Origin of the sequence: Acinetobacter sp. YH12200 (assembly GCF_013418175.1) — a bacterium.
GTDB lineage: Bacteria > Pseudomonadota > Gammaproteobacteria > Pseudomonadales > Moraxellaceae > Acinetobacter > Acinetobacter pseudolwoffii.
The window spans coordinates 105355-118823 of the sequence record NZ_VPCO01000010.1 but is presented as its reverse complement, the minus strand read 5'-3'; the positions used below and the strand labels follow the sequence as shown (position 1 = coordinate 118823).

Annotated in this window: 15 protein-coding genes and 1 pseudogene; 12 read left to right on the top strand and 4 right to left on the bottom strand. The window is 42.4% G+C overall.

Going from position 1 to position 13469, the window contains the following annotated elements; genetic code table 11:
• The 12 genes and pseudogenes from FTU90_RS08765 to alr form a co-directional block, all read left to right on the top strand.
• Positions 1–120, top strand: a pseudogene (locus FTU90_RS08765) (IS30 family transposase); the annotation flags it as partial.
• Between the two features lie 343 nt (positions 121–463).
• Positions 464–1258 (top strand): RDD family protein, encoded by a 795-nt coding sequence (locus tag FTU90_RS08760; protein ID WP_180001138.1) that lies wholly within the window; start codon positions 464–466, stop codon positions 1256–1258.
• Between the two features lie 300 nt (positions 1259–1558).
• The gene (gene cyoA, locus FTU90_RS08755) at positions 1559–2662 is read left to right on the top strand and encodes a ubiquinol oxidase subunit II (protein WP_005097235.1); all 1104 of its coding nucleotides are present in this window, start codon (positions 1559–1561) and stop codon (positions 2660–2662) included.
• A 3-nt stretch (positions 2663–2665) separates the two neighbouring features.
• Positions 2666–4654, top strand: a complete 1989-nt coding sequence (gene cyoB, locus FTU90_RS08750; protein ID WP_074383225.1) for a cytochrome o ubiquinol oxidase subunit I — start codon at positions 2666–2668, stop codon at positions 4652–4654.
• Positions 4655–4658: 4 nt separating this feature from the next.
• Positions 4659–5276 carry a cytochrome o ubiquinol oxidase subunit III gene (gene cyoC / locus FTU90_RS08745; protein ID WP_005097238.1) on the top strand — a complete coding sequence of 206 codons (618 nt, stop codon included), beginning with the start codon at positions 4659–4661 and terminating at the stop codon, positions 5274–5276.
• On the top strand, positions 5276–5602 hold the full coding sequence (locus FTU90_RS08740) for a cytochrome o ubiquinol oxidase subunit IV (RefSeq protein WP_005097239.1): 327 nt from the start codon (positions 5276–5278) through the stop codon (positions 5600–5602). Before cyoC ends, FTU90_RS08740 begins: the two co-directional genes overlap by 1 nt.
• A gap of 10 nt (positions 5603–5612) precedes the next feature.
• The gene (gene cyoE / locus FTU90_RS08735) at positions 5613–6491 is read left to right on the top strand and encodes a heme o synthase (RefSeq protein ID WP_005097240.1); all 879 of its coding nucleotides are present in this window, start codon (positions 5613–5615) and stop codon (positions 6489–6491) included.
• A gap of 433 nt (positions 6492–6924) precedes the next feature.
• Positions 6925–7311 carry a 30S ribosomal protein S6 gene (gene rpsF / locus FTU90_RS08730; RefSeq protein WP_004278789.1) on the top strand — a complete coding sequence of 129 codons (387 nt, stop codon included), beginning with the start codon at positions 6925–6927 and terminating at the stop codon, positions 7309–7311.
• Positions 7312–7323: 12 nt separating this feature from the next.
• Complete coding sequence (rpsR, locus tag FTU90_RS08725; protein WP_005097242.1) at positions 7324–7551, top strand: 30S ribosomal protein S18; 228 nt, start codon at positions 7324–7326, stop codon at positions 7549–7551.
• Between the two features lie 9 nt (positions 7552–7560).
• Positions 7561–8007 carry a 50S ribosomal protein L9 gene (gene rplI / locus FTU90_RS08720; protein WP_004645413.1) on the top strand — a complete coding sequence of 149 codons (447 nt, stop codon included), beginning with the start codon at positions 7561–7563 and terminating at the stop codon, positions 8005–8007.
• A gap of 216 nt (positions 8008–8223) precedes the next feature.
• Positions 8224–9666, top strand: a complete 1443-nt coding sequence (gene dnaB / locus FTU90_RS08715; RefSeq protein WP_180072342.1) for a replicative DNA helicase — start codon at positions 8224–8226, stop codon at positions 9664–9666.
• A gap of 48 nt (positions 9667–9714) precedes the next feature.
• Complete coding sequence (gene alr, locus FTU90_RS08710) at positions 9715–10785, top strand: alanine racemase (RefSeq protein WP_180072340.1); 1071 nt, start codon at positions 9715–9717, stop codon at positions 10783–10785.
• 47 nt (positions 10786–10832) lie between these two features.
• Here alr and FTU90_RS08705 read toward each other — a convergent pair whose 3' ends face one another.
• From FTU90_RS08705 to FTU90_RS08690, 4 genes are all read right to left on the bottom strand, one after another.
• Positions 10833–11264, bottom strand: a complete 432-nt coding sequence (locus FTU90_RS08705) for a BLUF domain-containing protein (RefSeq protein WP_005097246.1) — start codon at positions 11262–11264, stop codon at positions 10833–10835.
• 78 nt (positions 11265–11342) lie between these two features.
• On the bottom strand, positions 11343–12077 hold the full coding sequence (locus tag FTU90_RS08700; RefSeq protein ID WP_005097248.1) for a proteasome-type protease: 735 nt from the start codon (positions 12075–12077) through the stop codon (positions 11343–11345).
• Positions 12078–12090: 13 nt separating this feature from the next.
• Positions 12091–12870, bottom strand: a complete 780-nt coding sequence (locus FTU90_RS08695) for a transglutaminase family protein (RefSeq protein ID WP_005097249.1) — start codon at positions 12868–12870, stop codon at positions 12091–12093.
• On the bottom strand, positions 12867–13469 hold the full coding sequence (locus FTU90_RS08690) for an alpha-E domain-containing protein (protein ID WP_005097250.1): 603 nt from the start codon (positions 13467–13469) through the stop codon (positions 12867–12869). The genes FTU90_RS08695 and FTU90_RS08690 overlap by 4 nt, the downstream gene beginning before the upstream one ends.

Here is a 13469-nt window from a genome sequence, read left to right as displayed (position 1 = left end):
TCAAACGAACAAATAGAGCAGATAGAATTTGCACTCAACCATCGTCCTAGAAAAACACTAGGTTGGTATACGCCTAGTGAAGTTATGGCTGGTTTTTATACTGTTGCACTTGCCGCTTGAATCCGCCTATTTCAAAACGCTCTTCTGAAAGTTTTAAAAATATAAGTTTTTGTATTTTGTTTCTCCACATTCAAATTGTAATGACAAACAAATGCCAACAATAAAATCATTTTTAAAGGGCAATAATTAAAGCGAATCGGATATGTTGAATGATGCACTCAAACCACCCGATCCTTGTTACACTGTTTTTGATTTGAAGCATTTTCTTCATAAATAGGATTGAAAATACTCAATTTATCTATAATCTTAACGATAAGATGGTGTTTGTTTTCAAAATAGAATTCAATACAATCTTAATTCAACCTATTATCAGTTCAAATTTATATATTGAGATTCAGTCTATATGCAGATTTACTTGGCACGAAACAATCAACAAGCTGGTCCATATACGCTCGAGCAATTAAATCAAATGCTTGCCAATCAGCAAGTCATGCTAACTGATTTGGCATGGCATCAAGGCATGGCAGAGTGGAAAGCTTTAGGTGAGCTTACCCAGGGAAAATCGGTATATCAACCTGAGGGTTATGTCGCACCAACCGCAACACCTGACACGCCTTTCCAGAACAACCCGCCTATAACAGTGTCTGGTACGCAACCACGCACCCAAGCAACTACGCAAAAAAATACACTTGCCAGTATTCCCAGCCGTATTCTGGCCAAAATTGTAGACGTGTTACTCTGGTTACCAGCGACTTTTATTCTGACTGGATTCTTCACCCCTGAACAGGAAGTCCGCTTTGCAGAATTGAACCAAGAGTTCATGAATGTGATACTCAACAGTGATGCTGATCCTACCATGGCGCAGCAACTGCAAACCCAGATGTTTGAGATGTTTTCTCAACAAGCCTGGATTGCAACTGCGGTCTATTTACTGATCATGCTGGTGATTCAAGCCTACCTTATTGCCAAATCTGGGCAAAGTATTGGCAAAAAAATGACGAAAATCAAAATTGTAGATGCTGAATCTGGTGAGAAAATTAGCTTATTACGTGCCTTCACCATTCGTAGCGTATTCTTTATATTTCTGAATATCATCTTCATGCCCTTGAGTTTAATGATTGACTGGGCCTTCGGATTGGGTAAAAAACGTCAGACCCTACACGATAAACTGGCAAAAACTCAAGTGGTAAAACAATAATTTTGAATCACTTAAAATGGGATGATATTCATCCCATTCTTTCTTACATAACTTTGAAATTGAAATAAAATTCCTATAAATATTCCTAAATCCCGAGCAACAAAATCGGTTTTTATTACAGGCATTTAAAGCGGCTTTAGATATAGCTTAGTTCGTCAATCTCAGGCATAATGCCCTACAACGTAGCGGTGTATTATGATTAATAGGATGTTTTGTAAAAATCAGCCTTTTTCGTCATGTGCACTTTAATCGCTATCCCATATTAAATTAGGGAATGGGACTCTTCACCGAGGTTGTAAAATGAGACAAACGATTTTAGCTGTATTGTCTTTATCTGCGATGACTGCACTCTTGACCGGGTGTGGTGGTGATATGGTACTTCTGAACTCTAAAGGTCCAGTTGCAGCAGGTCAAAGTAACCTGATGATGACTGCGATTTACTTAATGCTGTTGGTGGTTATTCCATCAATCATCATGGCATTATGGTTCGGTTGGAAATATCGTGCATCGAATAAAGACGCAGACTATAAACCTACATGGACACACTCTACTGCGATTGAAATTGTGGTATGGGGTATTCCTGTCATTATTATTGGTATTTTAGCTTGGTTAACTTGGTGGGGTTCCCACAAGTATGACCCATACCGTCCAATTGAAGCAGATAAAGCACCATTAACTGTTCAAGTTATTGCTGAACAATTTAAATGGATCTTCATCTATCCTGAGCAAAACATTGCAACAATTAACGAATTGCGTTTCCCAGAGAAAACTCCGGTAAGCCTTCGTATCACGTCTAACTTCACGATGAACTCTTTCTTCATCCCGGCGTTAAGTGGTCAGATTTATGCAATGGCAGGCATGCAAACTCACCTTAACTTCTTAGCTGATGAAACGAGTCCAGCTGAAGGTTATCGTGGTTTCTCTTCAAACTATTCAGGCTATGGCTTCTCACAAATGCGCTTCCGTGCACATTCTGTGACTGATGCTCAATTCGCTGAATGGGTTGCTGCAGTTCAATCAGGTAATGGTACTTCAGTAAATCCTGTTGCAGTTCAAAAAACTGTTTTAGACCAAGCTGAATTTGCGACCTTACGTGACGGCAACCGTTCACAAAAACAAATTGATGCAATGGTTCGTAATGCAAGAACAGATTTAGAGAAACGACTTGCTGAAACTGCACAAGCAGAAGGCCCATATAAGACTCAGCCACATCCTGTGACTTATTATTCTTCTGTCGAGTCTGGTTTGTTTGAATCTGTGATTCACAACTATATGAGTAACTACCACGGTGCTGATCATACAGCTCCTGTAGAAGCTGCAGCGACTGATGCTGTTGCTCAGGAAGCATCTGCTTCTGAAGCTCATGTAGCAGGTGAACATGCGACTGCTTCTCAAGGAGAATAAGACATGAGCTTCTTAGGTAAGTTAGGTCCAGATGCAATTCCTTACGATCCAATCGTATTGGCAACTGTTGCAATGATGATCTTGGGTGCTATCGCAGTTGTTGCTGGTATTACCTACTTCAAAAAATGGGGCTACTTGTGGAACGAATGGTTCACATCTGTAGACCATAAAAAAATTGGTATCATGTATATCTTCGTATCTGTGATCATGCTGGTGCGTGGTTTCGCCGATGCGATCATGATGCGTCTTCAGCAGTTCCTTGCAAAAGGTGGCGGCGAAGGTTATTTACACCCTGAGCATTACGACCAGATCTTTACCGCGCATGGCGTGATCATGATCTTCTTCGTGGCAATGGGTCTTGTAGTTGGTTTAATGAACATCTCTGTGCCGCTTCAAATCGGTGCACGTGACGTTGCATTCCCATTATTGAACTCACTCAGCTTCTGGTTATTTGCCGGCGCTGCGGGTCTGATGATGGTTTCACTTGCGTTAGGTGAATTCGCTGCAACAGGCTGGATGGCATACCCTCCACTGTCAGGTATCGAATATTCTCCAGGCGTAGGTATGGACTACTACATCTGGGCACTGCAAATTTCAGGTCTAGGTACGCTATTAACGGGTGTTAACTTCTTTGTTACCATCATCAAAATGCGTGCGCCTGGCATGAAACTCATGGAAATGCCAATCTTTACCTGGACATCTTTATGTACAGCAGTATTGATTATTGCGGCTTTCCCGGTGTTGACTGCAACAATTGCAATGCTAACGCTTGACCGTTACTTCGATTTCCACTTCTTTACAAATGACCTGGGTGGTAGCCCAATGTTGTATGTAAACCTGATTTGGACTTGGGGTCACCCAGAAGTGTATATCTTGGTATTACCAGCCTTTGGTATTTACTCAGAAGTTGTTGCGACTTACTCACGCAAAGCATTGTTCGGTTACAAATCAATGGTGTATGCAACAGTAGCAATCACAGTATTGTCATTCGTTGTATGGGTTCACCACTTCTTTACCATGGGTGCAGGTGCCAACGTTAACGCGTTCTTCGGTATCATGACCATGATTATTGCGATTCCTACAGGTGTGAAGATCTTCTCTTGGTTGTTCACCATGTACAAGGGTCGTATTGTTTACACTACCCCAATGCTATGGACACTTGGCTTCCTTGTGACTTTCGGTATCGGTGGTTTAACAGGTGTATTGATGGCAGTTCCACCAGCGGACTTCTTGGTACACAACTCTTTATTCCTGATTGCTCACTTCCATAACGTAATTATTGGTGGTGTAGTATTCGCGATGTTCGCAGGTATCATCTTCTACTGGCCGAAAATGTTCGGTTGGAGACTGAATGAAACTTGGGGTAAAGCAGCATTCTGGTTCTGGTTCTTCGGTTTCTACTTTGCATTCATGCCACTTTATATCCTTGGTTTCATGGGTATGACTCGTCGTCTGAATACATTTGACAACCCAGATTGGGACCCATATGTAAATATCGCGATGTTCGGTTCAGTTCTTGTTGCACTTGGTATCGTATGTTTCGTTATGCAAATCGTGGTTGGTTTCTTACAACGTGACCAACGTCTAGATTTGACTGGCGACCCATGGGATGGCCGTACGCTTGAATGGTCGACATCTTCTCCTGCTCCGTTCTATAACTTTGCTCATCTTCCAAAGATCAATGGTATTGATACTTTCTGGGTTGAGAAAGAAAATGGTGTTGCATATGCAAAACCAACGAAGTATGAAGATATCCATATGCCAACGAATCGTGCTGCTGGTTTCGTTATCGCGATGTTCATCACTGTAATGGGCTTCGGTTTAATCTGGCACATCTGGTGGTTAGTAGTTGTTACGTTCATTGCTTCTATCATTAGCTTCATCGTGTCTTCTTTCACCAAGAAAGTGGATTACTATGTTCCTGCTGCTGAAGTTGAGCGTATTGAAAACGAACGCTATGCGATTCTTGAAAAACACTTGAAGAAGGACTAAGACAATGGCTGAAGTACTTCATCACGATAACCACGGACACGATGAGCATCATCACGATGATACTGACATCACCGTCTTTGGTTTCTGGACTTACTTGATGAGTGACCTTGTCCTGTTCGGTACACTCTTCATTGCGTTCGCTGTTTTAAGTAGCCACATTCCTGTGGGTACTCCAAGTGCGAGAGACCTGTTTGGCGACTCTTTAGGTTTCGTTCTGACTGAAACCTTCGCTCTCTTGATCTCTTCTGTAACCTTTGGTTTTGCAGTTCTTGCTGCATACAAAAAAGACGTTGCAAAAGTACTGACTTGGTTAGCGATTACTTGGGTATTCGGTGCTATCTTCATCGGCATGGAACTATATGAGTTCAATCACTTAGTTCATGCGGGTCACGGTCCAAGCACAAGTGCGTTCTTATCTGCGTTCTTTACCTTGGTAGGTACGCACGGTATTCACGTAACTTCTGGTCTGGTCTGGATGATCGTGTTAATGGTTCAAATCAAGAAATATGGTTTGACTCTTGCAAACACGCGTCGTCTAGCTTGCCTAAGCTTGTTCTGGCACTTCCTTGACATCGTTTGGATCTGTGTATTCAGCGTAGTTTACTTGATGGGAGTTCTGTAATGAGTCACGATCACAACTCAGCTGGTGCATCACACGGTAACGTTAAGCAATATACAATTGGCTTCGTACTTTCTGTCATCCTTACCGTAATTCCATTCGGTATGGTGATGGCAGGCGGTTTTGAACGCGGTATCTTGATTGCAGTAATTGCGATTACTGCGGTTGCTCAGATTCTTGTGCAGTTAATTTACTTCCTGCATATGAACTCTTCTTCAGAGCAACGCTGGAACGTGATTGCGTTCGTGTATACCATCTTAACCATCGCTATTCTTTTAGTAGGTTCTGTATGGATCATGAATTACCTACACTACAACATGATGATCTAAACTGGTCGTCATGTTGAAAAAGTATTTATTCCTGACTAAGCCAGGAATTCTCTTCGGTAACTTTGTTACCACTTTGGGTGGCTACTTCGTAGCCACTCAAGGTTCTGTAGATTTCCTTCTCCTGCTTATTACCCTTCTCGGTACTACGCTTGTCGTAGCATCAGGATGTGTGGTCAACAACGTGATTGACCAGGACATCGACCAAAAAATGCAGCGCACACAAAATCGTGCTCTGGTCATCAAAACCATCTCTGAACCTGTTGCCCTGGCTTTTGCTCTGGTCTTAGGCCTCATTGGTTTTAGCATTTTATGGTTCTGGGTAAATGCGTACGCTTTTCTTTTCGCGGTGATTGGTTTTGTTGTATATGTTGGTTTCTACAGCCTATGGACAAAACGAACCACAATTCATCAAACTGTAGTCGGCAGTATTTCTGGTGCAGCTCCGCCTGTCATTGGCTATACCGCTGTGGCCAATCAATTTGACCTGGGTGCATTACTGATCTTTTTAGGTTATGCGTTGTGGCAAATGCCTCACTCATGGGCAATTGCGGTTTACCGCTTTGATGATTACAAAAATGCAGGCATTCCCATTTTGCCTGTGGCGCGCTCGATTCATCGTACCAAGATCGAATCACTTTTGTATGTGGTGTTATTCACCCTGACCATGAATGCATTATTTGTATATGGCTATGCCAATTGGTTGTATGCAGTCATTTTAAATCTATTGTGCATTTACTGGTTGTATATCGGTGTCATTGGATTTAAAGCTGAAAATGATCAGCTTTGGGCAAAGAAATATTTTCTGTTCTCTGTCATCCTGATTACCGTGATCAGTATTGTATTTAGCTTTACTTCAACTGCGCCATCTACACAGATAGTGTTTTTTTAAAAAGATAGAGAGTTCGCCTCTATCTTTTTTTATTTTGATTTTATCCCCCCACTCCGAGCATCTGTTTGCAGAATCAAAATTTCAGCTTTAAGCGCTCGTCCCCTCCTTTCTTATCTTCTGTGAAATTCACTCATTTTTGTTTTAGAGTCACATTCATAGGTTTAGGCCAATTCCTGCCTAGAAAGAGTCGGTTGATATGATCAACAGTATATTTAATAAATTTAAGCAGTTTAAGCCTGATTAAAAATATAACGATTTTTTGATAAGAGAATCTGGCAATAGATATAATTTCACAAAAATGGCTTATCTGGTTGAAATTATCCTCGAAAATCTCTACAATTCACCCTTCGCAAACACTGCGACACAACCTTGGTTGTGACTCCTTGCTTCAATTTACTTAAATTGGGGCTGTCCAAACCGTAAGGAGCTGACAATGCGTCATTACGAAATCGTACTTTTAGTACACCCTGATCAAAGCGATCAAGTCGTTGGTATGGTAGAACGCTACCTAACTCACATCAAAGAAGCTGAAGGTCAAATCCACCGTCTTGAAGACTGGGGCCGTCGTCAATTGGCTTACCCAATCAACAAGATCCACAAAGCTCACTACATTCTTATGAATGTTGAGTGTGGTCAGACTACTCTTGATGAGCTTGAAGAATTGTTCCGTTATAACGATGCAATCATTCGTAGCCTTATCATCCGTCGTGAAAACGCAATCACTGAAGAGTCACTATTGGCGAAAAGTGCTGAAGAAAAACGTGCGCGTAAAGCTCAACGTGAAGAAGCACAACACGCTCAAGACTCTGCTGAAGCTTAAGGAGAACATAACATGGCACGTTTTTACCGTCGTCGCAAGTTCTGCCGCTTTACAGCTGAGAACGTTACGTACATCGACTACAAAGATATCGACACTTTAAAACAGTACATCACTGAAAACGGCAAGATTGTTCCTAGCCGTATTACAGGTACTAAAGCTCGTTACCAACGTCAATTGGCGCTAGCTATTAAACAAGCTCGCTTCTTGTCTTTGATCCCTTACACTGACAATCATAAGTGAGGTTGAGCTGTGGATATTATCTTATTACAACGCATTAAAAACCTAGGTAAACTAGGCGATAAAGTATCAGTTAAAGCTGGTTATGGCCGTAACTTCCTTATCCCACAAGGTATGGCAGTTGCTGCAACAGAATCAAACACTGCTGCTTTTGAAGCTCGTCGTGCTGAACTTGAGAAAGCTGAAGCTGATGTTTTAGCTGCTGCTCAAGCACGTGCTGACCAATTGAACGAAGTAAATATCGTAATCACTGCGAAAGCTGGTGACGAAGGTAAACTATTCGGTTCTATCGGTACTCGTGACATCGCTGACGCGTTGACAAATGCTGGTCTAGAAGTAGACCGTGCAGAAGTACGTCTTCCAAATGGCGCACTTCGTCACACTGGCGAATTTAACATCGCAATCCAATTGCACCATGATGTTACTGCAGAAGTTCTGGTTACTATCGTAGCTGAGTAATTTCTCGCCTCAAAAAGAGCATGCGAAAGCATGCTCTTTTTTTATCTATAAAAAAATGACAGGTATCTCCTGCTTAAAAATTATTTTATTACCCATACAAATGAAAATTTACCCTTCGCATTTGATTTCAGAACGCGTATGATTTCATGTCGTAGTGAATAAAAGCTATTCATCTCCGATAATGTTTAACCATTGTATTTAAAATCAGGGATTTATATGTCACAGGCGAATGCCAGCAAAAAGCCGACCAGCGCTAATATCGAAATCAGTACTGAGAACAGCAATCTCAAGGAATTTCGTACTCCACCGCACAATTTAGCGATTGAACAAGCCGTACTTGCTGCATTAATGACCGTTGCCGAATCTTTTGAACAGGTCGGTGATGTGCTGACTGAAAATGATTTTTATGCGACCCGACATAAATATATCTTCCGTGCCATTGAGCAGCTCTCTAAAGAAAACTCACCTTATGATGCGGTTCTGGTGCATGACTGGCTCATCAAACAGAATTTACTCGATGCCATTGGTGGTGAAGAATATCTGATGCAGCTGATGGCAGATTCGCCATCAAGTTTCTATAATCTGGAAACCTATGCAGGCAAAATTAAAGAATTCTCTACCCTGCGTAGCATGATTAAAGTCAGCTCCGAAATTTTACAAAATGCCTATGACACCAAAGGCCGCACAGTGAGTGAAATTCTGGATCTGGCTGAGACGAATATTTTCTCAATTGCTGAACAGCATAATAACAATGCCAAAGCGCAAGGCCCTAAGCCGATCAACTCGGTGGTCGCAGACGTATTTGATAAATTAAATGAACTGTCGCAAATGGAAGGCAGCATTACCGGTTTAACTACTGGTTTTGTGGAACTGGATAACAAAACTTCCGGCATGCAATCCGGCGACCTGATTATTGTCGCGGCGCGTCCGTCCATGGGTAAAACCACCTTTGCCATGAACCTGGTCGAAAGCGTTTTATTTAATAACAACCTGCCGGCGCTGGTCTATTCCATGGAGATGCCAGCGGATTCGATTGCCATGCGTTTGATTTCATCGTTTGGCCGTGTGCATCAGGGGCATTTACGTGCCGGTAAAATGGACAGTGATGAATGGTCTAAAGTGACCAGTACCATTGTGCATTTACAGGAAAAAAACCTGTATATCGATGATTCCTCTGCCCTGCCACCAACTGAATTACGTTCCCGTGCCCGTCGTATTGCCAAAATGCATGGTGGCAAACTCGGCTGTATCATGGTCGATTATCTTCAGTTGATGAAAGTACCCGGTATGGGCGACAACCGTGTCGGTGAGATTTCGGAAATTTCACGAAGCTTAAAAGCACTGGCTAAAGAAATGCAGTGCCCTGTCATTGCACTTTCCCAGTTAAACCGCGCCCTGGAAAACCGCCCCAATAAACGCCCGGTGATGTCCGATTTACGTGAATCCGGTGCAATCGAGCAGGATGCCGATTTGATCATGTTCATTTACCGCGACGAGGTTTATAACAAGGAATCAAAGGAAGCCGGCACTGCTGAAATTATTATTGGTAAGCAGCGTAACGGCCCGATTGGTACGGTACGTCTGGCTTTCGAAGGTCAATATACCCGTTTTAGTAATCTCTCACCTGAGTTTTATGCTCAGTATGATGATGAAGAGTAAACAAGCTCAATCATCAGATTTCCATCGTCCCTCCAGGAGTAATTTAGGGTGCGCCAAGCTACAGTTTATATTGACAGTGCAGCACTGCAATATAATTTAAACCGTGTCAAACAACTTGCCCCAACCGCTAAAATCGTCAGTATGGTCAAAGCCAATGCTTACGGACATGGAGTTAAAGACTGCCTAGCAGCCTTAAGTGCAAGCGATGCTTTTGGTGTCGCATGCTTACAAGAAGCCCTGGAAATTCGTGAATTGGGTTATCAACAGCCGATCACGCTCATCGAAGGTGTTTTTGTTGCAGACGAAATGCCAATCGTGATTGATCAGAATATTGAAGTGATTGTGCATCAGCAGGCACAGGTCGATTGGCTCTTGGCACATAAAGATGCTTATATCGCCAAAGACCTGAAAGTCTGGGTCAAGCTGAATAGCGGGATGAACCGTCTTGGCTTTAAAATTGATGTAATTAAAGACGTTATCAATCAACTCAAAGCTGAAGGTTTTACTTGTGTTTTGGCGATGCATTTTGCCAATGCCGATGCTGATCACCCGCTGAATGATGAACAAATCCGTCAATTCTTAGAAATTAAAAATGACTGTGCACCATTGATGGGTTCATGCTGTAATTCAGCAGCCATTTATAAATATCCAGAATTGCATTTTGATTTTGTCCGTCCCGGGATCATGCTTTATGGCGCGACTCCATTTGCAGATCGTGATGTGCATGATCTGGATTTAAAACCAGTCATGACCTTTACTGCCGAAGTGATTGCGCTCAACCATATCAAGGCAGGTGAGCATGTCGGTTATGGTTCAACATTTACAGCTGAGCAAGACATGACACTTGCGATTGTTTCAATTGGCTATGGTGATGGCTACCCTCGTGCTTTCCTGAAACAGAACTATGTGGCGATTAATGGCCAGCAAACGCGTGTCATTGGTCGTGTAGCAATGGATATGATCGCGATTGATGTAACTGCTATGCAGGTAAAACCTGGTACTCAAGTCGAACTTTGGGGGAATACCCGTTTGGTCGATGATGTTGCTGAAGCCAATGGCACCATTGGTTATGAACTGTTATGCAGACTCAGTCATCGTCCGCTACGTAAAGTTATTTGAGTTGATCCTCAGAGCCAAAAAAGTCCAACAGAAGTTGGGCTTTTTATTTAAGCTGATTTTTGTTCTTCAGCCTGCTCTAAACTCAATTTCTCTAATAAAGCATCGACATGATGTTGCTGAAAGGCAAAAGGATTAAAGTCATTAAATCCCATGTCCTGACAGAATTGCTGGATTTGACTGCGTTTAGAAATATACTTCATCGACCAGTCGGGGAAACTCGGATATTCGATTTCCTTGGTCTCAAACAATTTAATATCATGATGGCGAGGATCTTTATTGAGTCTCTCGAGCAGCAGACTTTTTAAGGTTAAACACTCACCTTCCAGACATTGAAAAAAATAACCATCGGCAAAATACAGCACTCCTGTGACTTGATAGCGATGATTAAAATCACGTGCTTCTTTCAGGATATTGGTCAGATCTTCAAGCAAATCAACTTTAGAAGACGTACTTTTACTGGCGTAACAAAATTGGTACATGCGCTAACTTATCTATTTTTATTATGCTGGTGCACAGAAGTTCATACTGTACGCGAAAAAACTGAACCAGAATACCTTTTACAGAAAATATTCATTCGATGGAACAGGTAGCGCTGCCAGTCCTTTTTTCAAGGTGTCTGACCATTGCCGGCTGATCGACGTGAAATATTCATCATCTTCGGCAATACGTTTACCCCTCGGCATCATTAAACTGTCTTTTTTATACACCAGCACATCGAGTGGCATACCGACCGATACATTGGAACGTAAGGTCGATGCAAATGAAATGAGCGAACAACGCAGAGCTTCATCCAGCGGCATATCATAAGTCAAGGCGCGATCCAATATCGGCTTGCCATATTTACTCTCGCCAATCTGGAAATACGGCGTATCCCGCGTGGCACAGATAAAATTTCCTTGCGGATACACATGATAGAGCTGCATTTCTTGATCTTTGAGCTGACCACCCACCAGTAAATTACAATAATAATTACTCTGTTCCAAAATGTCGCTGGTGACATTGGCGATGACTCTCTTAAGCGTGCTCCCGATCAGTTCAGCCACATCAAACATGGTATGCAGACTGAGTATATTGGGTTCCTGCTTCAATTCTAGCTGATTTTTGATACGCCCAATTACGGCTTGTGTTGTGGCCAGATTTCCGGAGGCCTGTATGACGATCATACGCTCCCCAGGAATACCAAAGGTATACAGTTTGCGAAAGACAGAAATATGATCTACTCCGGCATTGGTCCGTGTATCACTAATAAAAAGCATACCTTGCTCTAAACGTAGCGCACAACAATACGTCATTCTTTTGTCCTTATTAACATCCTAGTACCTGAACAATGGAATGCATGGATTCCACCCCGCCCTTCTCCCTCACACCACGTACCGGTGCTACATCCCAATAATCCCGCCCAATGGCCACATAAATATGCGAGCTTGGACTAAACAGCAGATTACTCACATCAAAACAATACCATGTCTGCTCTACAAACACCTCTGCCCAGGCATGACTGGCCAGATGTGAAGCATTTTGTGCATATAAATAGCCAGAAACATAGCGGGCAGCCAAGCCCAGATATTTACACATGGCAATGAAAATATGACTATGATCCTGACAGACCCCCTGACGTGCTTCAAAGGCATCTATGGCAGAGCCTTGCACTGAAGTGCTATTGGAAATATAAGGGACATGTTCCAGCAAGGCCTGTGCCAGTCCAATCAGATGTTGACGGTTTAATGCAGGGACATGAGCTTGTGCAAAATCTTTCATTGCTGCATTACATTGCGTTGATTCAGTTGGCTGTAAAAAAATATTGGGATTGATTGAATCATTCAGTCCAGTCTGATGCGCGGGATTCAGCTCGACAATCCCTTGCGCCATGATCGTTAAGGAATAATAAGGTTCACGCTGGTTACAGGTCATCCACAGATTATGAAAGGCATCTTTTCGGATTTCTTTATTCCCCGGTACACTAATATCCCAGGAATGCACCCGTTGATGCGCATTGCTCGATGGCATCATTTTGATGTACTGAATACTGTTCCTCACCTCAGCTGTATACATATAATGCGTTTGGTGATTCACCATCAATTTCATACATCTGCCTCAAACAGTTGATGAATATGGTCGCTAAACTGATAGAACTGAATCCGGTTCGGCTCTGTACGCAACTGTTCCCAGTATTGCTCCAGATCACCCCAGCCCATTTCCACTAGAATTCTGACTACATCATCAATCTTGCACAGTGTCGTACTGGTTTCTTCACCGAGTCGTAACTGATGATCGAGCTGTTCGACACATTGTCCCAGGCTAAAGAACAGAAAAATATCGGCAGATTCAGCTTCCAGAATATCTTCACATTCAGTCACCACTTCACAAATATAACCAGCATTTTTGTCTGCAGTTTTGATCAGTTTCATTAGTTCTGCATAGCCTGATGCAGACAATACTCCGCGTAGTTCCTGAATATTATCTTTAGCCACTTTAAACTGCTGGCTAAAAGATGCGGTCTGAGTTGAATCTAGTACCAATTCATTTAAGGAACTGGCATCAAAAGCGGGTAAACAAAAAGCATGGGCATAGGCCACAGCTGCTTCGTCTTCTAAAAATGGAAAGCGCGCACATAAAAAATGAGTGCGAGATAAATAACGCCCTAACCAAAAAATATGTTGTGCATTGCTATTCAGCAAAACCAT